This is a genomic window from Paenibacillus sp., assembly GCF_035645235.1.
In the GTDB taxonomy this organism is placed as follows: domain Bacteria; phylum Bacillota; class Bacilli; order Paenibacillales; family YIM-B00363; genus Paenibacillus_AE.
In genome coordinates this window covers 16,053-40,681 of sequence record NZ_DASQMZ010000047.1, presented here as the reverse complement: position 1 = coordinate 40,681, position 24,629 = coordinate 16,053, and the positions used below count along the sequence as shown (strand labels likewise).

The following is a 24,629-nucleotide window of genomic DNA, read 5'->3' as shown; positions in this document are numbered from 1 at the left end:
TATGCATAAGATGCCGTTATCAACGGAATTCGCGAGATGGAGGCTTCGATGCGCATGTATCCCGAATACCCGCCTTACGGCAAGACGACCGTCACCGAGGAGCAGACGATTGCGTTCCCGCCCCAGCGGCAGACGCAGCAGCCCGGCCTGGAGTACCTGATGAACCCGCGCCCGATCTACGACAATCCCGGCTACGTCGGCAGCGGCAAGCTGCGGGACCGCGTCGCGATCGTCACCGGGGGCGACAGCGGCATCGGCCGGGCGACGGCCGTCGCGTTCGCCAAGGAGGGCGCCCATGTGGTGCTGGCGTACTTGTACGAGGATTTCGACGCCGAGGAGACGAAGGCGCGCGTCGAGCAGCTCGGCCGACGCTGCCTCGCGATGCGCGCGGACTTGCGCTTCAAGCCCGCCTGCGAGGCCGTCGTCGAGCAGACGGTGCGCGCGTTCGGCCGTCTCGACGTGCTGGTGAACAATTGCGCGGTCCAATTTCCGCAGGAGAAGCTCGCGGACATTACGGAGGAGCAGCTCGAGCTGACGTTCCGCACGAACGTCTTCTCGTTCTTCTTTATGACGCAGGCCGCGCTGCCGCATCTGAAATCCGGCGCGTCGATCGTCAACACGGCCTCGATCACGGCGTATCAGGGGGAGCAGACGCTGATCGACTATGCCGCGACGAAGGGCGCGATCGTCGCGTTCACGCGGTCGCTCGCGCGGAACCTCGCCGGCGACGGCATCCGCGTCAACGCGGTCGCGCCGGGTCCGGTATGGACGCCGCTCATTCCGGCGAGCTTCACCGAGGACCGCGTCGCGACGTTCGGGACGGATACGCCGGTAGGGCGCGCCGGGCAGCCGTTCGAGATCGCGCCGGCATACGTATATCTCGCGAGCGACGACTCCCGGTACGCGACCGGCCAGACGATTCACGTCAACGGCGGCGACTATACGTCTTCGTAGGGTAGCGGGCGGGCGCGGCGGCGCCGTCCGGCTCTCTGGGAGAACATCAGAAGCCCCCCAGAAATCCCGATTGCCAAAAAAAGCCATTGGAATAGTATCGGGATCGGAAAGGTAGCGGTCAATCCGCCGAACAGGATTGCCCCCAAGCTGAAACCGAGATCCAGCGATAAATAAAACGTGCCCGTAGCGGCGGTGTATCGATCCGCCTGCACGTCCCTCAGGGAAATCGCCTGCAACGCGGTTTGGCAGATGCCAAAGCCGATCCCGAGGAACATGCCGGACAGCAAAAAGCCTGCAACATCCGTTTCCATAACCAAGAAAGAAAGGCTCAACGCCATGGAAGCCAACCCGCCCCAGACCGAATGCGAGACCCAAGGGGAATCGGCCCATCTTCCCGATAACGGGCGGATGAAAAACAGAGACAAGGCATAACACAGGAAATAGGCCCCCGTCCATTCGCCCAAGCCTTTCATTTCCGCATAGACGGAAAGATAGGACAGAACACAGCCAAACACGGTGGCGAGAAACAACATCTGTGCCGCCGCCGGAATGACCTTCCTCTCGAACCAACGGCTTTTCCCGATCGCTACGTTATTTGTCCGGCGATGGCGCGGATAGCGTTTATACGCAAAGACAGCAAGGAACCACGAGAGGCTGACGAAGGCCAGTAATGAAAAGAACAAGAAATTGGGGGAATGCGACATCAATGCTTCTCCCGCAACAGGTCCAGCAGCCATGGAGGACGCCTGAGCCATTCCATAGTACCCTATGGCTTTGCCCCTCCGTTCTTTCGAAACCAAGCCGATCGACATCGCCGCCGTGGATGTCGTAATCAGCCCGAAGCATATTCCATGAGCAACCCGAACTAGATACAAAAGACCGACATTCGTAACAAAAAAGTAAGAGGCCATGACCGCGACCAACATAGCTGTGGACGCCGCCAGCAGTTTTCCGCTACCGAACGAACGGGTGAAGCGATCGATCCAAACCCTCGACAACAACACGCTCGCTGTAAACAACCCCAAGATCCAACCCAACTGGTTCGGTTTCGCTTGCAGTTCGTCCAACGCGATCCGGGGAAGCGTCGGGATGAGCATCGAGAAGGATAGCGCGGTGAGGAACCCGATACACGTCAACGAAACGAAGGTCGGCGTCCAAATGGTTACATTCGCTCTACTCATCGCGGAGCGGAGCACTCGTTCCAAGGAACGCAGAAGAAATAAGATCCCGAACCGATCCGCAACGTCGTTCCCGCCTGTTCGCTCTCTGCGCATAGCATTCCTGAAACTTCCGACATCCGGGAACGCAGGATCGAATACCCGCTTTCGGAGATGTCCTCGAGCCGCCCAGGCAGATGCACCGTCGCATTGACATTAACCGGAATGCGCAAAGAACATTCGAAGCGTCCTTCCCGAATGCACCATTCGACGGAGATGTCGCCGTGGATACTGCGAAATACGCCTGAAGCGCGGGTGATCGTCCCTCCTGGTCTCGGTTGGATCCGAACCGTTCGGAATGCTGGATCCGATTCCACCAGGTCGATTCCGAGCAAATATCTATACAGCCATTCCCCGACCGAGCCCAGCGAATAATGATTGAAGGAATTCATACGTTCGTCTTGAAAGCCGGCTTCCTCGGTCCAACCGTCCCATCGTTCCCAAATTGTCGTCGCCCCGTGCTTGATCGAATACAGCCAAGAAGGGTAATCCATCTGTTGAAGAACTCTGCAGGCCAATTCATGATGCCCGTGTTCGGATAATACGGGCAGAAGATAGCCGACGCCAAGGAAGCCGGTAGAGAGATGGGTTCCTCTGCTTATAATGTCGGCCGCGAGATGCCCGGCCATCCTTTGCCGCAGGTTCTCCGGAGCTAGACCCATGGTTAAGGCCAGAACGTAGGCCGTCTGGGTATCCCCTTTTATCTTACCGTCTGGTGAAATGTAAGCGTCCGCGAATGCGGCGGAGATCTCGCCGAAGAGGCGGGAATACCGATCCCGGTCCTCCGTACGGTCGAGAGCCGCCGCGATGTTCCCCATTACTTTGGCGCAATATGCATAATAAGCCGTTGCGAGCACGTCCCTTGGCGTATTCGCGCGCACCGAGAGCCAATCCCCGTATCCTTCTTCCGGTCGCAGGCCGTTCACGCTATTTGCGGCGAGATACTCCATCCATTTCGTCATCGAATCGTAAGACTCGCATAATGTCGTTCGATCTCCGTAGACAAGATACATCGTCCAAGGAACGATCACGGCCGCATCGCCCCAGCCCGCCGTTCCGTGGCCCTTCATGCCGATCGTACGAACCCAATCATGGAAGGCATCCACATCCGGCACAACATCAGGGATCGCGCCTGACGACATTTGACAAGCTCGCAGATCCTCCAGCCAAGACTTGTAGAAATTGCGAGTGAGCATGTTGTAGCTTGCAGTCCGGGCGAAGATTTGCACGTCCCCGGTCCATCCGAGCCGTTCGTCTCGTTGGGGGCAATCCGTTGGAACGCTGACGAAATTGCCCCGCTGACCCCATATGATATTGGCGGCCAGCTTATTGACGTAGGGGTCCGAGGTTTCGATTTCTGCCGTCCTCCTCATATCGGAATGAACGACGCGGCCTAAAATCGAGTCGAGCTGGGGCGTTCCCGAATATCCAGTCATTTCGACATAACGGAACCCGTGAATCGTGAAGGACGGCTCGTACCGTTCCTCCCCTTCTCCGCGAAGGATGTACACGTCCGTTTGCTTTGCTGCTCGTAGATTGTCGGTATAAAATTCTCCGGAGCCGGTAAGCATCTCCGCGAAGCGTAGCTGTATCCGGGCGCCTGCAGGCCCCTTCGTCTTCAACAAGACATGCCCCACCATATTTTGACCCATGTCGAAAATGTACCGGCCGTCTCCCGCCTTCTTCACCGAAACCGGAATGATGTCTTCGGTGATTCGATTCGGAGGTTGGATATCGGCCTTCAACGTGCCCGAATAAGCCGGCAGCACGTCGGCGTTGTTCCAATGCCGATCCTCAAATTCCGGGCCGTCCCATCCCGCTTGCAAGAGACGCGCATCGTACGTCTCCCCGTGGATCAGATCGGCTTCCCGGATCGGGCCGTCGGCAGCCTTCCAAGTTTCATCCGTAACAATGCGCAACAGCTTCCCGTCCGAATAACGAATCACAAGCTGGGCAAGCAATGCCGGCGTATTCCCGTAGTGGCCTGAACCGAAGGAAGCGATATGCCCTGCATACCATCCCGATCCCAACGTCGCGCCGATCGCGTTCGCGTCTTCTTGCAAAAGATGCTTTACGTCGTACGTTTGGTAGCGAACGTGGGAGCGGTAATCGCTCCACCCCGGCGTAAGCCTGCCGTCTCCGGCGTCCTTGCCGTTGATGCGAATTCGATACACGCCCAATGCAGTCGCAAAGAGAAAGGCGCTTTCTACGGATCTGCCATCGTCCAGGTAAAATAATTTTCGCAGGAGCGGCGCTGGGCCCGGATGAGCATACGCCTTATTGCCGATCCAGCTCGCCTGCCAATCTTCGCCGCGGAACAGCCCTGTCGTCCAGGAATGAACGGCGCTCCAGCCCGATGCGCAGCGATCGCCGTCCCATACGCGCACCCGCCAGTAGTACCGCGTTCCGGATTCGAGCGGTTTTCCGCGATAGGCGATCCCGGACGAACGATCGGATTCGACGTACCCGGTGTCCCACATATCCGCAGGCGATTCCGTCAGACGCTCCGGGTTGCTTGCTACCGAAATTCGGTAACCGCGCTGCACAAGTCCATAACCCTCTCCGACGGATTGCCAGCCCAAGACCGGCCGCGGCGTATCCAAGCCGAGCGGAGGGGACGTTTCATATTCAACCGTTAATTGTGTAGGCCTAATCGCCGACATTCTCGCACCCCCTTTCCCTTGTTCTAAAGTCGCGAGGCGTCTTTCCGGATAGACCGCTCTCGATGGCCGCCGCCACGACGGCGCGGCGAACGGCCGGAACCACCCGATCGTTGAAAACCCCGGGAATAATGTACTGCGGATTGCGCTCCTCCGGCGCGACGACGGACGCGATCGCATACGCAGCGGCAATTTCCATCCGCTTATTGATCGCGCGAGCCCGACAATCCAATGCCGCGCGGAACACGCCCGGGAAAGCCAATACGTTATTTAGTTGGTTGGGATAATCCGAGCGTCCGGTAGCGAAAACCTTCGCGTATCGGCTGCCCTCCTGCGGCGATATTTCGGGCACCGGATTCGCCATCGCGAAAACAATCGGATCGGGGGCCATCCGCAAAATATTTTCGACGGTTAATACGCCGGGCCGCGAGAGGCCGATGAACACATCCGCCCCGTCGATCACGTCCGCGAGCGTCCCGCTTTCGCAATTGGGATTCGTCTTCTTTGCGTATTCATTCCAAATCTCCAATCCATAAGCTCTTCCTTGGTGCAAGCTCCCCTCCACGTCTACCCCGATAATGTTCCTCGCTCCTGCTTCTAGCAACAGCTCCGTACATGCGATCCCCGCGGCCCCGATGCCGCAAACGACGATTTTGACGTCCTCCAGCTTCTTGTCGACGCAAGCCAGCGCATTCAGAAGACCCGCCAGGACGACGATTGCCGTGCCGTGTTGATCGTCGTGAAACACCGGAATATCCAACTCCTCGATCAACCGCTTCTCGATTTCGAAACAACGGGGGGAGGCAATATCCTCCAGATTGATGCCGCCGAAGCTCGGACCCAACGCCCGAACGATTCGAACGATTTCGTCGGGATCCTTCGTGTTAAGGCATAACGGGAAGGCATCGATGTCCGCGAGCTGCTTAAACAGCATGGCCTTGCCCTCCATGACGGGCATCGCCGCATACGGCCCGATATCCCCGAGCCCAAGCACCGCCGTCCCGTCGGATACGACGGCGACCGTGTTTTTGCGTATGGTTAAGTTGTAGGACAGCTCCGGGTTCTTCCAAATCGCCATGCTTACCTTCGCTACCCCAGGCGTATACACGCGCGAGAGATCGTCGCGATTCTTTATCGGCACCTTAGGCGCGATGCCGATTTTCCCTCCGAGGTGAAGAAGGAAGGTTCGATCGGAAAGATGAACGAGCGTAAGCCCCGGCGTCCGTTCGATGGCCCCGACGATTTCGTCCGTCGAGCCAGGCGCCGCCGCCCGCACCGTAATATCGCGAACATCCGCCGGTTCCCCCGGCTCGATGACGTCCACGGCGACGACGTCGCCGCCGTGATTGCCGATGATGAATGCGGTCTCTCCGAAGGTGATTCTGGTTTTATCGAGCTTTACGCGTATGATGAACGACGTATCCTCCTGCATGCTGCGGCTCCCCTTTTCCGATGGACGTACTCTCAATGTCAATAGTAGTAGAGGGTCCCTTCGCCGCCAACGTAACAATTCATTACGTTCCAAGCACTTTCATGACTATCTGGACAGGAATGAAAAACGCCCATCGTCGTATGGACGATAGGCGTTAAAATTAAGCTTTATATCCCGATTGATCCCGATATTCCTGCGGCGAGGATTTATACAGCTTCTTAAATACTCTTGTAAAATAAGTGGAGTTTTCGTAACCGACCCGACTGGCGATCTCATGAATCTTGAGATTGCTTTCGAGCAGCAGTCGTCTAGCGGCATTCATGCGGACGGAAGTTACGTGATCGGACAATGTCGTTCCGGTTCTCTGTTTATAAAGCCGCGACAAATAAAACGGATTTAAGTGCACGACCTCCGCAAGCCGCCCTAACGTCAAGTCGCCCTCCATATGATCCTCGATATAGCGCTGCAACCGTTCGATGACTTGACGGTTCCAATCCGCCGAATCGGCGGACAACGTTTCGAAGACGAGCCCCGCAAGCCTTTTGAAATACGCTTCGATCTCGCGCCATGACGCATGCGCTTGGAAGTGCGTCAGCTTATCGAGATCCACTCTGTCGGTCATGTCGCTTTCCGTCCGATTGAGACACGCCGCGAACATCGCCCCGAGCGTTAAGAAAAATTCGGCTTGTACAAAGCGGTCTCCGCTAGGGACCATCTCGATCGTCTCGTCCAAAAGAATAAAAAATTCGTCTTTCATCCCCTGCTCTAGATACGCCTCCAATTGGCCGATCCGATGGATATGCGCTCTTAGCTTCCGGGTCAGCGCGCGTTGCTTGGCCTCTTCGGCTCGCCCGACGCCCTCTTCGAACTGGCTTTGGTCGATCAGCGCCATCTCGAGCCCTCGGCCTTTCCCGAAAAGCAACTCGTCGCGGGCGGACGAGTAACCGGCCGCGCAGGCTTCCCACTGCGCTTCGCGGCTGGCGATCGCTAATGAGATCGAGACCTTCAGAAGCTCGGAACACACCGATTGAATGCTTTCCAGAATGCCAAGCAAATACCGGCGGCCTCCCGAATCGCCAGCGCCGGCGCCAGGCTGGCACAGCCAGGCGAATTGCGAATTGCCGAGCTCCGTCCCCCCGAAGCGGCCGTGCTTCGACAGTTGCTCTTCCGCAATATTAAACACCGCGTACAGCAGCAGTTCTTTATCTTTCTCTTCGAACGATTCGCTCCAACGATCTACCCGGCCGGCGATAACGATAACCGGATCATGCGGGGACAGGCACATCTCCAGCTCGGCGAATTTCTTCCGCCTCCATCCGTCCGAGCCCCTTTCCCCGTGCAAGAGGCGCTGCAAGAAGCCCTTCCGCAACAGCGGGAGCGCTTCCTTGTAGCTTTGTTTCGCCTTGGCGACATAATCCTCGTTCGCCCTGGACGCATCGATTTCCGCAACCGCCCGCTTTACCGCGTGCAGGACGACGTCGTCCTCCTCGGTCTTAAGAATGTAATCCACCACGTCCCCGTTTCGAACCGTTTGCTGGATGTATCCGAAATCGTCGTAGCCCGTTAGAAAGATTATTTTGCAATGCGCCCAGCGTTCCTTGATCCGATGGTGCAGCTCCACCCCCGACATCCCCGGCATCCGCACGTCCGTCAGGACGATATCGAATTTGTGACGCCCCATCTTGTCCAACGCCTCGAACGCATTGTAAGCCCGATGCAAATCGACCTCCAACTCAGGCGTTTCTTGAAACAAGTCGTACAATCCGTCGACTACATACGGTTCATCGTCTACGATCAAGAGTCTATACAAGGGACATCCTCCCCTAGCGGAATCCTCAATGCTACGACAAATCCAGTCTCACCCGACCTTACGCTCAGCCCGGCACCCGCCCCGAACTTTAGGCGAAGCCTTCGATGTACGTTCAGCAAGCCGGTGCTGTCGTCGATCTCGGACGAATGCTCCAGTTTATTTTGCAGCCTCTCCAGCTCCGGCAGCGGCATTCCCTTCCCGTTGTCCTCGACGATAATTTCAATCATCCGTTCGTCCGAACGCATTTCGAAACGCAATTCCCCGTCTTGGACTACGTCTTCCAGACCGTGATGGAGCGCATTTTCGAGCAGCGGCTGCACAATCAACTTAGGCACTTGAATCGAGGGAAGCTCGGTCGGAATGTTCGTAAGAAACCTTATGCGGTTCGAGAAGCGAAACGACTGAATTTCCAAATAATTCGCCGCGTGCGACAGCTCTTGCGCAAGCGACGTCTCGTCTCCCGTATTTCGGGTAATGAACCGAAAATAATCGCCCAAATTTCTAGATACCTTGATAATATTATCCAGATCTCCGGCTCGCGCCATCCGGTACACATTGTAAAAATTATTGTAGAGAAAATGAGGGTGAATTTGCGATTGAAGATATTTCAATTCCGCCCGCTGCACGCGAGTCTCGTTCTCGAATCGTTCGTCGAGCAAAATTTTCAACCGCGAAACCGTACGATTGAAGTGGGTAAATAGATATTGAAACTCGTCGTTCGCGCTATGTGTGATCGGTACGTCGAATTCGCCGTTTTCCAGCTTCCGAAACATGCGAATCAGCTTGTTGAGCGGACTGTGAATGGACGAATAAATCCAATAAGAAAATCCGACGATGACGAAGAACGCAAGCGCGAATAATCCCCAGAAGGAGATTCGGTAGGTCCGCAACGGACCGAGGGCGATCGTCTCGGGGGCGTAATAGACAACAAGAGCATTCAACACCTGCGAGTACTGGTAGGCTCCGAGATACCCTTCGGTTTCCCGCCCGAAGGGGACGACCCCGGCTTGCTTGTCCGAAGCCCTGTCCGCCCCGGCGACATGGGACTCCCGGAACGGGGTGACGATCTGCTCGATGACCGCCCCCCCGGACGCCGAATTTACGCTTTCGATCGTCCATTCCGCATGGAAGATGCCGGCTCCCGTGCCCGGGGCCGCCTCAAAGCGTTGCAAAGCTCTGCGCAATCGGGTCTGATCCAATTCGATTTCTAATATGAATAACGGTTTCTCGTTCCCTTCGTACACCCGGTCCGGATACCGGACGACCAAATACAAACCGTTGTCCCAGCTGAATATCGTATCGTTCGGATTCGACCGCAAGCCGGCTAGCGACCGGAAGCGCGTCTTCGGAATCGCTTGGTAATACCCGTTCGTCGAAATCGTCCGATCCAGTTGGCTGAAATGAACGTTTACGTTCTTAATGTAGTCGCTGGCGTTTTTTAATAAATCAAGCTTTAGGTAGACCTCGTCGATCGTTACGGTCTTCTCGTAGTCGTTCAGAATGGAAACGGAAGTACTGAGTCTCAGAATGTCGGGGTCCGCTACGTATTGCTGCAAAAGCGAAGCCACTCGGCTGATCTCGTTATCGACGGAATCCGTGAATGCGCTTACGTCCGCCTCCATCGATCTAGAGATTTCTTGTCGTACGCTCATGGCGCCGCGCTCGTTCAGATATAGGCCCATCGCGTACAACGGAGCGGTGACGAGCAGAAGCACGACGACGGCCCTGAAAAACACGGAGCGACGATTTCGTCTATACCAGTTTAGCGACATACGTAACCGCCCCTCTTCCGCATGCTGGACCTGCAGCCTACAGCTCCATTTTACCCTTTCACGCTGCCGAGGATCATGCCTTTAATAAAAAATCTTTGCAGCAATGGATATACGGCGATGATCGGCAATGACGCCAGGATCACTTGCGCGCCGATCATCGTCCGATCGGATACGTCCTTCCATCGTTCGATATCGGTCAAGCTGCTGACATCCCGTTGGATGACGACCGTACGCAAATAGGTCTGCAACGGGAAATTCTCCGGTCGATTCAAATACATAAATCCGTCGAACCACGCGTTCCAGTGAAATACGGAAGCGAACACCGTAATCGTCGCAATCGAGGGGAGCGAGAGCGGCACATAAATTAGCCACAACGTTCGCCAATGACCCGCTCCGTCCATCACCGCGGCCTCTTCCAATTCTTTCGGCAATCCCCGAAAGAAATTCAAGAGCAGGATAATGAGGAAAGCGGGGATCGAGGTGGGCAGTACCAACGCCCACATCGTATCGAGCAAACCCAACTGCCGAATGACCAAATAGGTAGGAATCAATCCGCCGTTAAACAGCATCGTAAATACGATCATCCAAGCGTACAGCGTACGCCACCGGAAGCTTTCGGATTCTTTCGATAGCGGATAGGCGACAAGGATGGCGATCAGCACGTTCACGGCGACGCCGAGCAACAGCCGCTGTACGGTAATGCCGAACGCGCGAAAAAACTCCGGTTTTTCCAAGACGAATTGATACGATTTCCAAGTGAAGTCGATTGGCCAGACGGTAACGAACCCCGCCGTTGCCGCCGCCCCCCCGCTTAGCGAGACGGCCAAGACGTGCCAAAGCGGAAATAAACATAGCAATGACAATGACGTGAGGACGACATAATTCGCGATGATGAAGATGCGTCTGGAAGCGGTAAGTTTTTCGACCATCGTAACGGGTGCCCCCTAAAAAATCCTGTAGTTGACCAGTCGGTAGGCAAGCCAATAGGCCGCTGAGAGGAACAAGAAGGAAATCGCCGATCGGAACAACCCGACCGCGGTAGCGACGCTGTATTGCGCCTCCTCGATTCCGATTCGGTAGATGAACGTATCGATGATATCGCCTGTCTCGTACACGGATGGATGATATAAGTTAAACACTTGCTCGAAACCCGCGTTCAAAATTTGCCCCAGGCTTAAGGTCGCCATCAAGACGATAATCGGGGCCATGCCGGGCAGCGTCACGTGCCAAGTTTGACGCAGCCTCGAAGCTCCGTCGATCACGGCTGCCTCGTATAAAGTAGAATTTATTCCGGTTAACGCGGCGAGGTATACGATCGTGTTGAAGCCAAACTCTTTCCATTGATCGGAGCCGACGATGACGAAGCGAAACCATCGATTGTCTCCTAAAAAGTAAATCGGCTGAATGCCCAGCCCCGCCAACAGCTTATTTACAATTCCGGTCGAAGGCGAGAGAATGTCGATGAGAATTCCCCCAAGGATGATCCAGGACAGGAAATGCGGCAGGTAAATCATCGTCTGTACGGTCCGCTTAAACCGCTCCCTGCGCAGCTCGTTCAGCAGCAGAGCCACGAGAATCGGAAGCACGAGGCTCGACACGATCTTCATGCACGCGATAACGACCGTATTCCATAACACTTGCCCGAAAGTCGGCAGATTGAACACGTAGATGAAATTCTCAAAGCCGATCCATTCGGATCCTAGCATGCCGTGGACGGGCTTGAATTTTTGGAACGCGATGGCGATCCCTAGCATAGGCCAGTAATAAAACAAAGCCAACAAGACGAGTGCCGGAAAAACCATAAGATGCAACTGTATATTCGATCTCTCTTTTCCTTTGCCTGTGGCTCCGATCATGGAAAACCTCCTTCCACACCTTACATGCCGCGAAAGACGGGAGAGTACGTTCCCCTCCCGTCCCGTTCGAGGGCATATGGCTATTTTTTCGCGTACCACGCGTTCACCTCTTGCGTGATCTGTTCGCCCCCAAGTTTATGCCAGCTCTCCACGAACTTCTCGAATTCGTTCGCCTCCGCGGCGCCCATAACGATTTTCGTAAAGGTCTCCACCTCTAGCTGTTGAAGGGAAGCCCACCTCTCCTTCATCGTCTCCGTCGGAGCTCCGTTGAACTTATTCCGCTGAAACAAGTCGGATTTGTCGTAATAATCAACGACGGAGAACGAACCGCCGGCTCCGAATACCTTCGGCACGAACCAGAATGCGGCATTGCCGCCTTCCACGAATTGCTTCAGTTTGTCGCGAGTGTCTAACTGTTCGAAATTAAAGCCGGACGTGTCGCCTGTCGCATCCGCCTTCATTTGGGCTCTGTAGTTCTCCAGGTTTTTGCTTGGCGGAAGGACATTGATATTCGTGACCAGATGCGAAGCGCTTTCCTTGAAATAAGGCTCCCCTGGCTTCTGGTTTTGAAATTTCTCGACGAACTTATTCATCAGCAGGATGAGCGCCTCGGGGTGTTTGGCATGTTTACTGACGACGTAGAACCCCATAGCGTCCAGCGGCAATTGCGCTTTCGCCGGCTGCCCATCGATCGAAGGCAGCGGGAACGGTTTCCAATCGGATTTCGGATTTAGATTGTACAGGCCTTGGAACGTCGTAATAGGGGCGTGCATCGGACCGTACAGCATTCCGATTTTTCCGGCCGTCACGTTCTCGATCAGCTTCTTTCGATCGGTCACGCTGAACTCCTTGTCGATCGCGCCCGCTTGGTATAACTCCGAGATGCGCCCAAGCGCTTGTTTGACTTCCGGTTGAATCGAACCGTATACGAGCTTGCCGGACCCGTCCTCCACCCATATGCCTTGGTATCCGTGATGCCCGTTAATGATGCCGTTTACATTCCCGATGTCAATAAAGATGTCCTTCATCAACCCGAGACCGAACGTGTCGTCGGCGCCGTTCCCGTCCGGATCTTGCTTGGAGAACGCCGATGCGACGGCAAACACGTCCTCAAGCGAAGTCGGCTCGGATAGATTTAAAGCTTCCAGCCAATCGGTCCGGATCCAAAGCATATTCGACCGATCCATGGCGTAGTTCAATTCCGGCAAAGCGATTAATGCATCGCCTACTGAGGATTGCGCCAGCGCGTCGCCGGCGTTCCCGAATATTTCTTTTAGTTCTTTCGATGCGTATTTTTCGTAAAGCTCGGTTAAGTCCGCAATCTGGTCGTTCTCGTAAAGCTGTTGAAGTTGGGTCGCGTTGACTCGGAAGTAATCCGGAAGATCGCCGGAGGTAATCGTCACATTCAGCTTCGTATTGTAAGTCGCTTGCAAGTCCTCCGTCACCCATAAATACTTCAGCTTAATGCCAAGCTCCTCTTCGAACATATCCGTCCATACGTTCTTGTCATTGTCCTCGCCTTCCCCGTACTTCGCGGAGGAAGACATCTGCCTCACCGTCGTCAATTCGATCGGCGGGTCGTATTTAATGACAGTACCGTCCTGTGTGTTCGTATTTCCTTCATGGCTTGTCCGATCTCCGATTTCTTCCTCCGCCGTTGCGTTGCTCCCGGCGTTGCTGCAAGCCGTTACAAAAACGAATGAAACGATGAAGATCGCCGATGCCAGCGAACGAATCTTTTTCCCTTTCATGCAGTTCACCCCTTACGTTAGATTGGAAGGTACCTGTTCCTAATTTCATTGTAAAGAGAAGGCGGAGGCACAGCTACGGTGATAATGATTACTTCAACGTCACAATTTTAACTACTTGTCGGAACTTGGCTATAGCTTAGGGTATCCCCGTCTCTCGGAATGTCGACGCGAGCCAGCAAATCCTCATCGCGTAAATATTGCGCCAACTCGTCTCGGGACAGCAAGCAATGATTCCACGATTCCATATGCGCGACCAGAATGCGGCTCCCCGGCGCTGCGGCCGCCAGCGCCGCCACATCCTCCTTATCCATGATAATCGGTCCGCCTTCGAGAAACCTTGCGTCTCCCGCGAAGCAGACGATGACGGAAGGGCGGTAGCGGCGGATCGCCTCCTCCACCTCATCGCACCAGATCGTATCGCCTGTCAAGTAAAGCGTCGGTTCGCCCTCCGCTTCCAGCACAAATCCGGATACGGGGCCCATCATCTCCCCGATCGCGCCTGTACCGTGTTTTCCCCCGGTACGGTAGATTCGAATGCCTTCCCATTCCAGGCTGCTGTCGATCGCTCTCACATGCGCGAAGCGGTGCGATTGGATCGCGGCTGCATCCTCCGGTTGACAAAAGAACGGGATCTCCTTCGGGAGACGGTCGGCGGCGGACGGATCGAAGTGATCCGGATGATTATGGGTTAACAACACGGCGTCGGGAACCGGCAGACGGTCGATATCGAAGGGAAGACCGACCAGAGGATTCGGCCTAGGATTCGGGGAGTTCGGAATCGGCGGCAATGTTCCCGCTTCGGCGAACATCGGATCGACCCAGAATTGTTTTCCCGCGTATTCCATGCGCAACGACGCACTTCGAATGAGTTGAATGATCAATTTCGTACGCTCCTGTCCGTTCATTTATTGTTCTTCGATAAAAAGCTGAAACCGTCCGCCGCGAATCGTGAATTCCCCCGAGGCGGAGGCCGGCCTTTCCGGCTCGAACGGTTCGATCACACGCCAACTCGACGAACGGCCCGCAGTCGTCTCGAACGCATAACGGTATACGATCGGGGACCGCGTCTGATTCGCGATGACGACCGCCCGCTTCCCGTCGGCTGTCCTGGCGTGAACCCGGTAATCCAAGCCGATCCCCTCGCATTCGACCTTCGCGCCTTCCCGATCGAGGTAGTCGGCAAGGAAAATACGGTCTTCGTACAGCCTCCTGATCCGCAACGCTTCCCGTATGTATCGACCGAGCTTGCGAAACGAACCGTCCGAAACCGGGCGCGTATAGGCGTACGGCTCCACGACCATGACGGCGCCAAGCATGACTGCACCGTTCACGGCTAAATAATCGAAAGGCGAGGACACGTGAATGCACGACGTCCACTCCGGGAACGTGTAACGTAGAGTGGATATACTGGTTGGCGTGGCGGCCCGGTAGAATACTTCGGCATATGGGATGTATCGGTCCGAATTCGTCTCGGCCGCCATGCAGAAGCGCGGGTTGATCGCCCTGCACTTTTCGTACAAGGCCGCGATCGCTTGAACAAGATCCTCGCACATGGGAAGATCGGGAGCCCTATCGTGCCCCGGGTTAAAATCCAATTGTCCGTTAACGACCAGCTTGTCGATCTGCAACCCGTCCGTACCCTCTTTCACGAGACGAGTAAGGTACTCGTCCAATAGTGCGGTAAAGCCGGGCACCGCCGCCGATGCAGGCACATGTCTTCGGACGTCTAACCCGAGCGCCGCCTTCAGCGTGCTTTCTCCCCAAGCCATCCAATTCTCCGTCTGACCGAAAGAATCCATCCGCCTGTATTTATGAAGCTCGTTGCGGTACCACTCGGTCGTGCTGTCCAACACCTGATAATTAACGAATGTCAATAACTTTCCGCCTTGCTCGTGCACGGCGCCCACCAATTTCCGATAGCCTTCCCACCCTCCGAATACGGCGTCGGGCTCGTACTCCGGGTAGTTTCGCTCCAGTCCGCCCTTGTCCCAACCGATTAATTCCCCCGTATGAATACCGATTTCGGCGGCATCCTCCAACCATTTCGCATATTGCTCGTAATCGGCGACCATACGGTCCTCCGGCTGGTACAAAATCGTAGAGAACCAGGCATGCTCCTTGCGAAGCCAACTCGGATGCTCCCGCAGCGGAAAATTCGATACGAACCATTCGCGGTAAAGCTTCGCCGACCGATGCCAATCTCCTCGATGGAGCTTCAGCACGAACGTTCCGGAATCGAATCGACCGTTGACGGTATGGGGATACGCGACCTTGCTGAACGTCATGCCGATCGGCGTGTGCTCATCCACCTCGGTCGGATCGGGCCAGGAATCGTCATTGGAACGCACATCCATCGTGTGATAATTCGGAGTCAATTGAAACACGAACGAAACCTTGCGCTGTATCGGATTGTGCTCGGCCAAGTACAGACCTGCGTCTTCCTTGCGGTTAAACATCGACAGCCACGGCATCACGATGCCTGCATTCATTCCGCCCATGACGCCCGGATAACTGAACGCTTGATGCGCATCCTCGTTCCCGAGCAGATCGCCCATCATCTGCCGCATCGGCTCGTTGAACTGCCTAAAGATTCGGCTATGAATTTCACCGAAATATCCCGGCGCCACAATCTCGGTGTCGAGCCTGTTTCCGAGGCCGTGCAGCCCCCCGAGCATCGGAAACCAAATTTCGGCGAGCGGCGCTTGCGTTCCGTTATCGATTCGATAACGAAACCGAATGTCATCCGCAAGCTCGATCGTAAATTCCGCCGCGATCGGAAACAGCCCTTGCTCAGAACGCATGGAAGCGCAAGCGATCCGAAGGGTCGTCCCATTCGTCGCTTCGATCCTCAGATCTTGTCCGTCGCTATCAAGATAATGATTCAATCGATCTTTCAACGGAAGATTGATCCGGAAACCTCTGCTTAATCGAGTCTCCCGGATGCATTCGAATCCCAGCTCCTTTACGAACAGCGATACGATTCTTCCTCCGTCGTCCACCGCCACGCGGTAGCGATCGTTTTCGATCGTATATTCGTTCATGCGTATCTCCCCCCATCCTAGTCTCTCGGAGCCGATGGGGACACCGAGATCGTCTGGATCGATGTGAAAAACTCGATCGCCGCTCTGCCTTGTTCCCTTGAATGGGAGCTGGATTGCTTCATGCCGCCGAACGGGGCATGAGGCTCGACGCCGGCCGTCTCTCCGTTAATCTTGATATGGCCCGCGTCGATCCCTTTCAGAAAATACAGCATGCGATCGATATCCTTCGTAAAGATGCCCGCACTAAGTCCGAACGGAATATCGTTCGCGATGTCGAGCGCTTGGCGTAGGTCCTTGCACGTCATTAACGAGATCACCGGACCGAAAATCTCCTGTTGGCCCATCGCGGAATGAGGCGCCACCCGATCGAATACGGTAGGCTCTACGAACGACCCTTCCTTCAAGGCGCCGCCCGGCGCATGTCCCCCGATCAGCAGACGAGCGCCTTCGGCCGCTCCGCGATCGATCGCTTGGAGAATCGAAGTCTGCTGCATTCGGTTCACGACAGGTCCGATATCGCAGGCTTCCTCGAGCGCGTCGGATACTTGCAGCTTTCGAATATGCGCAATCAGCGCTTCCGTAAAGCATTCTGAAACAGACTCCTCCACGATTACCCTACTGGTCGCCGTGCATTTTTGTCCTGCGGAGCGCATCGAGGCGCTGGCGATCGATGCGGCCGCGTGTTCGATATCCGCATCCGAGGTTACGATGCTTGGATTTTTCCCTCCCAGTTCCAGCTGGTACTTCTTGCCGTTCTCGAGCGCATTCGTCGCGACAATCCTGCCTGCCTCGTTGGAGCCGGTAAACGTAACAGCCTTGATTGACGGGTGGCCGACGAGCACCTTCCCTACGACCGAGCCTTTGCCCGCCACCATATTGACCACGCCCGGCGGGAAGCCTGCAAGCTCCAATAGCTGCATGAGCCGGAAAGCCGTCACGGTCGACGATTCTGCGGGTTTCCATACGACCGTGTTGCCAAAGATTAAAGCCGGAGCCATCTTCCAGATCGGAATGGCCACAGGGAAATTCCAAGGCGAGATCACGCTGACGACGCCTAGCGGGACCCGATTCGTGTAAAGCATGGATCGGTTGTCCGTAGCCGAATACACGTCGCCGAGTGCTCGGAAGCCTTCGCCGGCATAATATCGCAATAAAGTGACGGCGCGCTTCATCTCCCCGCGCGACTCGTTGATGGGCTTGCCCATCTCGCGGCTCGCGGTCTGAGCGAGCTCCTCCGCGTGCTGCTCGACCACATTGGCGGCGCGGTGCAAGTAGTCCGCCCTTAACGGCCCTGACATCGCCCTCCATGCGGGCATCGCCCGCTCGGCCGCCTCGATTGCCGAGATCGCTTCTTGCTCGGTGGCGGGAACGAACTGACCGACCGGATCCGTAAGGTTGGAGGGATTGAAAGAACGCACAACCGCGCCTTCCCGTGTTGTCACCCAATTGCCGTTAATATAATGCTGCACCTCAATCATTCGACAATCCTCCTATTACGATATGACCTTCGGGATCCCAAGATCCGAAGCCCCTGGCACGGACATCTTCGCTTGCGGCGCATAGCGGGCCGCCATATCTAAACCAAGCTTCGCCCGGCGCACTCGTTCCTTGGCCAGCCCCGCGTTAACGGCTTCAAGATGCAGTCCCGACGGATACACGTCAGGATGGTTGCGAAGGCCGAACTTAATATACACGGGGGACAAAATACGAATCATCTCGGCAATTTCGTAATGCCTAATGAATCCGCCGAATGTGTCCGGTACCTCGACGTAGACATCCAGAGGAATGTCCGTCGCCTGACGGATCGCCGCAAGCTTGGGCAAGGACAACGCGGTAGGCAAGTTGTACGTGTCCGCGCCTAAATCTTGCATGATCTTGACCGATACGGGATTGGAGGCCATCATCTGCACGGAGCATTTGACGACGAAATCGGGAGGCAGTACGCCGGCCTCTTTCATCTTCTTCGTCAACAACAACAAGCCTTCGTCGCCGACTAACGCCCCCCTAAGGCCAAGCGCAGCTCCCCGCTTTAGATCTTCTATCGCATAAACCAATTGATTTACGCCCTCGTGCCGAACGCCTAACGCTTTGCCGCTCGGCGTGAAGGGCATCGGGCCGATGTCAAAACCGGCTCTCGGTCCGACGAATAAGCTCAATTCGATTCCTCTGGACGCGCACAACTCGCACATCTCGCGAATCTCCTCGTCGGTTAGCAGCATGATGCCGCTGCCTTGGGACACTCTGTGAATCGTAATCCCGTACCGATCGATTTCCTCCAAGGTCGTCCGCAGCGCCGCCGGCCCTTCGACGCTCGGCAATTCGACGCGGTATTGCGCGCCGTCCGGGAACCGCTTCGCCGAGCTCGGCAAATCATTGAGGTCTTCACCCGGATAGCCTAACGAACGCAGAAAGTTCCTAGTCTCTTCCATCCAGCGGCACCCTCTTCTCGACGAAGGCCAGCGCTCGAATCGGCGAGCCGGAGCCTTCTTTTATTTTTAAAGGCAATGCGAAAATCAAAGATTCCCCTGAAACCCGGTCCAGCCTCGTCAAATTCTCGATAATGTTGACCCCGTTGCCGAGCAATACATAGTGGGCAGGCGCCCGATCGGCGTATGAACTATCGATGGCTAACGTGTCGCATCCGACCGCCTTCACGGACTTCTCGACGACATACGACGCCGCTGCCTCGCTAATCCCGGGCCATGAGTCCGTATACGTCCGGTCGACCGACCTCGGCTTCCAATATCGGTCCCAGCCGAAACGAAACAGGACGATATCGCCGGCCTCGATCGGATGATGCCGCTCCTCCCATTTCCGAATGTCCGAGACGGAGACGAGATCCCTGTCCGAGAAGGAGGAGAAATCGAGTGTACGGGCTCGACCGAAGAACCGCCTCGGATCGGTCTCCGACATGTACCGATGCGCGGGGTGTTCCGGCGCGAGAAAGTGCGCGGTTGCGTCCATATGCGTCCCGCAATGCTCGTTGATAATGAGCTGGTATGCAAGCGAAAGGCTGCCGGTCTGCGAGGAATCCCATAACGTATGGAAATAGCGGGAATGGGACGGATAGACGGGCATATCCTCTTCGAGCGGATGCGTCAGGTCCACGAGCTCGAATTGGTCCAGCCTCTCCAGTACTTCCATGATTTTATTCATATTTGTCGACCTCCTCGTTCCCCCGCTGGACGGAATTGACTTTCCGCCAACTCCACGAGCAACATGACCTCCGCGGCATCGCTCATCGTCGAGAGCGGAGGCGCGCCATTCCGGATGCAAGCGTCGACGAAATGGCGGATTTCGTGCTCGTATGACTCTTCGTAACTGCCGAACGAGCGCCCTAACGTGCCGATCGGCCGTTCGTATACAATGTCCTGCCATGAAATCTGTGCGCTTCCTTCCGTTCCCAGCACCTTCACGACGAAGCTCCACGGATTGGAACTTGCGTCATTCACAGCAAAACTTGCGAACAGATTGGCGAGCGAACCGTCCGGCATCGTTAAGCTGAGCATGACTTGATCGTCGCGACACAGCTCGGGATAGAGAAATCGGCTCGCTGCAGCCGTCAAATGCGCCGGGGGTCCAAACAAGTAACGGTGAGCGTATAGCAGATGCGTACCGATCTGCCGAACGATGCCGGGATAACCAGCAGCGATATGTTTCGGATGGTGGACGTGATACAGAAACCACGACACCGGAACAACCCCTAGCTTCCCTTCCTCGAGACTGCGCTTCAACCGAGCCATCTCCGGCAGGTATATGTAATTATGAGCCGGCATACAAACAAGACCGCGCAGCGCTGCTAGACGTTCCATCTCCCTCGCTTCGAGTACCGTTGCGCTTACCGGCTTCTCCACAAGCACATGTTTTCCGTAGCTTAACGCCAACACCGCTTGTTCGTAATGATGAATTACCGGAGAGAGAACAAACACGGCGTCCAGCCCGTCCGCTCGAAGCAACTCATGCAGGTCGGAATAGGCCGGTACCCCCCACTCCCTCGATCGCTGCTCCCGCACCTCCGGCACTACATCGTAAATGGCCGCAAGTTTCGCCCCGGCGACATGCTTCAACGCTTGATAATGTAACTCCGACACCATCCCGCAACCGATAAAACCGATGTTGACTTCCTTCATGTCAGCTCACCGATTACAAAACGCGATAGGATTGAAGCAACGGCCAGTCGAATTCAATGCCGTGCCCCGGGATCGGCTTCGGTCGCAGCACCCCGTCCTTCGTTCGAATGGGGTTCACCTGAACAGGGTGAAACCAAGGCAAATACTCCGCGATATATGCATTGGGTATGGCACACAGCAAACTGACGTGCAAATCCACGACGAAATGCGGTGCCATCGGCAAATTATACGTTTCCGCCAATCGTGCGATCTTTAGCCATTCCGTAATGCCTCCGCAGCGCACGACATCGGCTTGCACGAATTGAATCGCTTGTTTTTTGAAATATTCGTTGAATTGATATTTCGAGTACAGGTTTTCTCCCGCCGCGATCGGCACCCCGCTTAGCCTTCCGAATCGTTCATGCGAATCGATATCCTCCGGGATGAAAGGCTCCTCGATCCAAGTCAGGCCGATACGCTTCAATTTTTCCGTCCGGCTGAGCGCCTCTTGGAGATGCCATCCCATATTCGCGTCGATCATGATTTTTCTCTTTGGGCCCAACAAGGTTCGAACCGCTTCCAGACGCTCCAAATCTTCCTCCGGGTCCTCTTTCCCTACTTTGATTTTGACTGCCGAGAAACCGCTCTCCAGATGCTCGGCTGTCTCTTCCAGCAATTGGTCCAGCGTGTACGAAAGATTTACCCCGCTCCCGTACGCGCCGATCCCCTCCCGGTACTCGCCGATGAACCGGTACAACGGTTGCTCGACCGACTTCGCCATCGCGTCCCACACGGCGATGTCGACGGCAGCCATGGCAAGCGTCGAGACGCCCCCCCTGCCGGCCCAATGCGTGTTCCACCAGCACTGATTCCACAGCGCGTCGTACCGCCGCAACGGTTGGCCGAGATACACCGGAATAATTTCTTCTTCGATCATCCGCCTTACCGTACGGGCATTATGCCCGGTCGTATACGTGTAACCTACGCCCTGCACGCCTCGGTCCGTCCAAAGCTTCGCCATAATAATTTCCAAAGATGGAATGGCATGCGTCGTGTCCGTGACTTCCGTCTTTGCAAACAGCTGCGAAGGTACGGAGTAATGCTCGACTTCCAACTTTTCGATGATCATACGGAGTCCCTCCCTGCCGCGAATATGGTTGATTTTCCCCTTCATCATATCGGAGCCTTCCGGATCAAACTACGAGACTCATTTGACTTTCCCATCCTTTTCATTACAACTTGACGGGAGAGTTTCCCCATGGATAGACAAAAGGAAGGGAGCCCTCGGTAAACGGGGACTCCCTTCCTACTCTTCAAGTCGTTACATGGGCTTCGACTTCTCCTTGACCCACTGAATCAGGTCTTCAAGCATAACTTCCCGATCCGAATCGTCATGAGGATTGTGAAGCATTCCCGGGTAACCGATATAGCGCTTATCGCAGGTGTTCGGCACAGCATCGAAGAACGCCTTCGGATCCTCCGGCGGAACGATCTCGTCGTCTTCGCCCTGCTGCATGAGTAGCGGTACGTTCATGCGGTTCGGATGTTGGAAAATGTAACTCACGGCTTCCAAAGCCCCTCGATGGAGACCGGCCGTCTTCCAATGATGCCTGAGCGGATCTTTAGCAAAGCTTTCGATCACCTGAATGTCGCGCGTGAGTTTTTCGTAATCGGGTTCCTCTCCGTACGCCGTTTCGTTAGGATCGGAGAGGCTTATGGATGCATTGAATTGTTTCAATCGCGCAGGCATAATCGCCGGACAGACGAGAATTAACCCGTGCAAAGACGGTTGAAAGCGAAGGACGTAATCCAGCGCGACGATCCCGCCTAGACTATGTCCCAGCAGAAAGAGCGGACATCGCTGCATATCCTCCCTTACAAAGTTCATGAAGCTATCGGTGTCCAAGCGGTAATCGTCAAAACTGTTTATGAACGCCCGCTGTCCCTCGGAGCGGCCGTGGCCCCGCAGGTCGTAGGCGTGCACGGCAAATCCTGCCGAAACGAGCGGCGCTATCAAGTTCATGAGGCCGCCGCTATGCGACCCGACGCCATGAACGACGGCGACGCAAGCTCGGGGGATAGCGTCAGGAATCCAGCTTTGCTTGTATAATCTGATTGACCCTCGTCCTTCGAAAAAGCCTTCCGTATGCTTCACGCAACCCACCGCTTCCATAGATTCGGATTAACAATCCCATATACTTTACCTTAAGCCGTAAAGAATGAACCACCGTAATCTTTTAACTTATTCATATTTTTGATAACGAATGATTTCGGATATCCGGAATTTATGCTGGATTCGGCTTACAATAGACCTGCCTCTAAGTATTGCGCGTTACATGATCCGTCGAAATCCTTTTTGGGTGAATAGTCAAAATACCACTCAATCCAAAAGATAACAACGAACCGGCAAAGCAAATCGCTGCAAAAATGGCTACGGCGGAAAATCCGTTAAAAGTCGCATAAATCACGCCTGCGATCCAAGAGCCTAGTGTTGTCCCAGCGTACATGACCGAATTGGCTAAGCTTGAGATCGTGCCGCGGATTGTCGGATTTAAAGAATTCAGCAGTCCCAATATCAGCGGAAATACGATTCCCATATTGACAAATATTAAAAAGTATACGGCTTCGAAAGCCGGCACCGATGGAAGATGAGGCAAAGCTATAAAGCATGCAATAGAGACAAGAAAGCCCACTACCATTGTATTGAACCGGTTTAACTTCTTGACCACATAGGCGCCGCCGAAGCTCCCGACCATATTCCCCAAGCCTAAAACAAGCATCACGTACCCTGCTTGATCAATGGAAAGGTGAAAGCGGTCCGTCATCCACTTGCCGATGAAAGAAAAGGCTGAAAAGAATCCGCATTGAAATAAGAAATGAGCGAAGAAAGCCCTTCTCGCCATTCGGTTATTCAATAGCGGGATGTATCTGCTGAAAATCGGAGTTTGGGTTTGGCGGCCTTGGTTCGGATTCATCTCGGGCAAAGCATAGTGGATGAACACCGCCACCAACAATGCGCATGCGCCGATTGTAAAAAAAGGATAGGACCAATGAGTCGACGCGAGTAGACTTCCAATAGGGATGCCGAACGCTTGGGAAGCAGCCAGGCCTGCCATGACGATTCCGGATACTTTGGCGATTTTTGGCGTTGGAAACAGGGCAGGGATCGAAGCCCAAACTTGAGGCGCCGTAAATGCTGCACTGACTCCGGCCAAAAAACGGAATAAAAACATCGACCAAAAGCCTGTAGCAAAGCCGCATAAGATGGTTGAAACCGCGAAACAAACCATGCCGGATAACATTACCTTTTTGCGATCCAAACCATCGGAAAGCGGTCCGGCAATCAGTGCAAAAACGGCGTAACCTAAGGCATAAGCCCCCACCATCCAACCGGAATATACGGTCGGTATATGAAACAAATTCTGAAGAGTGGGGATGAGCGGAGAAATCAAAAATGTATCGGTTCCGATCACAAACATAATGAGGAAAAATAAAGCTGTCAATTTATGCATACGAATCACCCTTTGCACTTAGTTCTATATTTCAATAAATACTGAACTAATGAAGAAAAAAAACGGATTTCTTTCTACAACGTATCCAGAAATCCGGGCAAATAAGTTTGAAAGGTTTCCATATCGATACTCATATACTTCGTTTGAGCTTCTTTGCGTACCTTAATCAATTTCGCCTCCCTTAATGTGCGCAAATGATACGAAGTATTCGATTTGGAAGTATCGCGAATATCTCTCACTTCTCCGCAGTTCATCTCTTTGTTATTGGCGTATAGAGTTCGGATGATATCCAACCTTGTATCATCGGCTAATGCCTTAAATATTCTGACCCTGTGCTCATCGACCATTTTATTTTCAGTAGTCATAAAATCATTGTACAAAGAAATCGTTACAAATCAAGTCCTGAGAAAAAAACACCAGCTTCCGTTTGTCCCCTACCTTAAACTCCGAATCCCCGTTATGTTCATCCGAACCAAAGCCGATACACCGGCACGCATTGGTGGAGCTTCGCATCC

The 24,629-nt window shown here is 54.7% G+C and carries 19 protein-coding genes; 1 reads left to right on the top strand and 18 read right to left on the bottom strand.

All coding sequences use genetic code 11. The features are described from left to right. Positions 1-48 precede the first annotated feature (48 nt). Positions 49-954 carry an SDR family oxidoreductase gene (locus VEZ38_RS04090; RefSeq protein WP_414694655.1) on the top strand — a complete coding sequence of 302 codons (906 nt, stop codon included), beginning with the start codon at positions 49-51 and terminating at the stop codon, positions 952-954. On the opposite strand, the gene VEZ38_RS04085 is transcribed toward VEZ38_RS04090, so the two are convergent. The 18 genes from VEZ38_RS04085 to VEZ38_RS04000 all read right to left on the bottom strand — a co-directional run bounded on the left by VEZ38_RS04085 (position 939) and on the right by VEZ38_RS04000 (position 24,479). Continuing rightward, positions 939-2,135 carry an MFS transporter gene (locus VEZ38_RS04085; protein ID WP_324892068.1) on the bottom strand — a complete coding sequence of 399 codons (1,197 nt, stop codon included), beginning with the start codon at positions 2,133-2,135 and terminating at the stop codon, positions 939-941. The two genes, VEZ38_RS04090 and VEZ38_RS04085, sit on opposite strands and share 16 nt — an antisense overlap. Further along, positions 2,132-4,834: a family 78 glycoside hydrolase catalytic domain gene (locus tag VEZ38_RS04080; RefSeq protein ID WP_324892067.1), complete on the bottom strand. Its 2,703-nt coding sequence runs from the start codon at positions 4,832-4,834 to the stop codon at positions 2,132-2,134. Before VEZ38_RS04080 ends, VEZ38_RS04085 begins: the two co-directional genes overlap by 4 nt. After that, on the bottom strand, positions 4,821-6,263 hold the full coding sequence (locus VEZ38_RS04075; protein WP_324892066.1) for an NAD-dependent malic enzyme: 1,443 nt from the start codon (positions 6,261-6,263) through the stop codon (positions 4,821-4,823). Before VEZ38_RS04075 ends, VEZ38_RS04080 begins: the two co-directional genes overlap by 14 nt. Positions 6,264-6,423: 160 nt before the next feature. Beyond that, the gene (locus VEZ38_RS04070) at positions 6,424-8,073 is read right to left on the bottom strand and encodes a helix-turn-helix domain-containing protein (RefSeq protein ID WP_324892065.1); all 1,650 of its coding nucleotides are present in this window, start codon (positions 8,071-8,073) and stop codon (positions 6,424-6,426) included. Beyond that, positions 8,058-9,809 carry a sensor histidine kinase gene (locus VEZ38_RS04065; protein WP_324892064.1) on the bottom strand — a complete coding sequence of 584 codons (1,752 nt, stop codon included), beginning with the start codon at positions 9,807-9,809 and terminating at the stop codon, positions 8,058-8,060. Before VEZ38_RS04065 ends, VEZ38_RS04070 begins: the two co-directional genes overlap by 16 nt. An 86-nt stretch (positions 9,810-9,895) precedes the next feature. After that, a complete protein-coding gene (locus tag VEZ38_RS04060; RefSeq protein WP_324892063.1) occupies positions 9,896-10,774 on the bottom strand; it encodes a carbohydrate ABC transporter permease in 879 nt (292 codons plus the stop codon). A 15-nt stretch (positions 10,775-10,789) separates the two neighbouring features. Continuing rightward, on the bottom strand, positions 10,790-11,701 hold the full coding sequence (locus tag VEZ38_RS04055; protein ID WP_324892062.1) for an ABC transporter permease: 912 nt from the start codon (positions 11,699-11,701) through the stop codon (positions 10,790-10,792). Positions 11,702-11,781: 80 nt separating this feature from the next. Then, positions 11,782-13,452: an ABC transporter substrate-binding protein gene (locus VEZ38_RS04050; protein WP_324892061.1), complete on the bottom strand. Its 1,671-nt coding sequence runs from the start codon at positions 13,450-13,452 to the stop codon at positions 11,782-11,784. Positions 13,453-13,559: 107 nt separating this feature from the next. Next, positions 13,560-14,333 (bottom strand): MBL fold metallo-hydrolase, encoded by a 774-nt coding sequence (locus tag VEZ38_RS04045; RefSeq protein ID WP_324892060.1) that lies wholly within the window; start codon positions 14,331-14,333, stop codon positions 13,560-13,562. A 24-nt stretch (positions 14,334-14,357) separates the two neighbouring features. Next, entirely contained in the window at positions 14,358-16,493 is a 2,136-nt protein-coding gene (locus VEZ38_RS04040; RefSeq protein ID WP_324892059.1) for a DUF6259 domain-containing protein, read from the bottom strand. 17 nt (positions 16,494-16,510) lie between these two features. Beyond that, positions 16,511-17,971 carry an aldehyde dehydrogenase family protein gene (locus VEZ38_RS04035; protein ID WP_324892058.1) on the bottom strand — a complete coding sequence of 487 codons (1,461 nt, stop codon included), beginning with the start codon at positions 17,969-17,971 and terminating at the stop codon, positions 16,511-16,513. Between the two features lie 15 nt (positions 17,972-17,986). Continuing rightward, the gene (locus VEZ38_RS04030; protein WP_324892057.1) at positions 17,987-18,922 is read right to left on the bottom strand and encodes a U32 family peptidase; all 936 of its coding nucleotides are present in this window, start codon (positions 18,920-18,922) and stop codon (positions 17,987-17,989) included. Then, the gene (locus VEZ38_RS04025) at positions 18,909-19,649 is read right to left on the bottom strand and encodes a cyclase family protein (protein WP_324892056.1); all 741 of its coding nucleotides are present in this window, start codon (positions 19,647-19,649) and stop codon (positions 18,909-18,911) included. The genes VEZ38_RS04030 and VEZ38_RS04025 overlap by 14 nt, the downstream gene beginning before the upstream one ends. Then, entirely contained in the window at positions 19,646-20,623 is a 978-nt protein-coding gene (locus VEZ38_RS04020) for a Gfo/Idh/MocA family oxidoreductase (protein ID WP_324892055.1), read from the bottom strand. Before VEZ38_RS04020 ends, VEZ38_RS04025 begins: the two co-directional genes overlap by 4 nt. 13 nt (positions 20,624-20,636) lie before the next feature. After that, positions 20,637-21,731: a mandelate racemase/muconate lactonizing enzyme family protein gene (locus VEZ38_RS04015; RefSeq protein ID WP_324892054.1), complete on the bottom strand. Its 1,095-nt coding sequence runs from the start codon at positions 21,729-21,731 to the stop codon at positions 20,637-20,639. Between the two features lie 192 nt (positions 21,732-21,923). After that, positions 21,924-22,757 carry a lysophospholipase gene (locus tag VEZ38_RS04010; protein ID WP_324892053.1) on the bottom strand — a complete coding sequence of 278 codons (834 nt, stop codon included), beginning with the start codon at positions 22,755-22,757 and terminating at the stop codon, positions 21,924-21,926. 163 nt (positions 22,758-22,920) lie between these two features. Continuing rightward, positions 22,921-24,114, bottom strand: coding sequence for an MFS transporter (locus VEZ38_RS04005; RefSeq protein ID WP_324892052.1), 1,194 nt, complete (start codon positions 24,112-24,114; stop codon positions 22,921-22,923). Positions 24,115-24,188: 74 nt separating this feature from the next. After that, entirely contained in the window at positions 24,189-24,479 is a 291-nt protein-coding gene (locus VEZ38_RS04000; RefSeq protein WP_324892051.1) for a metalloregulator ArsR/SmtB family transcription factor, read from the bottom strand. Positions 24,480-24,629: the final 150 nt, after the last annotated feature.

What these genes read in the sequence shown, in the direction of transcription:
- VEZ38_RS04005 (WP_324892052.1), bottom strand. Translation starts at nt 24,114, where the DNA reads ATGCATAAATTGACAGCTTTATTTTTCCTCATTATGTTTGTGATCGGA.
- VEZ38_RS04015 (WP_324892054.1), bottom strand. Translation starts at nt 21,731, where the DNA reads ATGATCATCGAAAAGTTGGAAGTCGAGCATTACTCCGTACCTTCGCAG.
- VEZ38_RS04050 (WP_324892061.1), bottom strand. Translation starts at nt 13,452, where the DNA reads ATGAAAGGGAAAAAGATTCGTTCGCTGGCATCGGCGATCTTCATCGTT.
- VEZ38_RS04000 (WP_324892051.1), bottom strand. Translation starts at nt 24,479, where the DNA reads ATGACTACTGAAAATAAAATGGTCGATGAGCACAGGGTCAGAATATTT.
- VEZ38_RS04075 (WP_324892066.1), bottom strand. Translation starts at nt 6,263, where the DNA reads ATGCAGGAGGATACGTCGTTCATCATACGCGTAAAGCTCGATAAAACC.
- VEZ38_RS04085 (WP_324892068.1), bottom strand. Translation starts at nt 2,135, where the DNA reads ATGAGTAGAGCGAATGTAACCATTTGGACGCCGACCTTCGTTTCGTTG.
- VEZ38_RS04025 (WP_324892056.1), bottom strand. Translation starts at nt 19,649, where the DNA reads ATGAATAAAATCATGGAAGTACTGGAGAGGCTGGACCAATTCGAGCTC.
- VEZ38_RS04030 (WP_324892057.1), bottom strand. Translation starts at nt 18,922, where the DNA reads ATGGAAGAGACTAGGAACTTTCTGCGTTCGTTAGGCTATCCGGGTGAA.
- VEZ38_RS04080 (WP_324892067.1), bottom strand. Translation starts at nt 4,834, where the DNA reads ATGTCGGCGATTAGGCCTACACAATTAACGGTTGAATATGAAACGTCC.
- VEZ38_RS04040 (WP_324892059.1), bottom strand. Translation starts at nt 16,493, where the DNA reads ATGAACGAATATACGATCGAAAACGATCGCTACCGCGTGGCGGTGGAC.
- VEZ38_RS04035 (WP_324892058.1), bottom strand. Translation starts at nt 17,971, where the DNA reads ATGATTGAGGTGCAGCATTATATTAACGGCAATTGGGTGACAACACGG.
- VEZ38_RS04020 (WP_324892055.1), bottom strand. Translation starts at nt 20,623, where the DNA reads ATGAAGGAAGTCAACATCGGTTTTATCGGTTGCGGGATGGTGTCGGAG.
- VEZ38_RS04055 (WP_324892062.1), bottom strand. Translation starts at nt 11,701, where the DNA reads ATGATCGGAGCCACAGGCAAAGGAAAAGAGAGATCGAATATACAGTTG.
- VEZ38_RS04060 (WP_324892063.1), bottom strand. Translation starts at nt 10,774, where the DNA reads ATGGTCGAAAAACTTACCGCTTCCAGACGCATCTTCATCATCGCGAAT.
- VEZ38_RS04090 (WP_414694655.1), top strand. Translation starts at nt 49, where the DNA reads ATGCGCATGTATCCCGAATACCCGCCTTACGGCAAGACGACCGTCACC.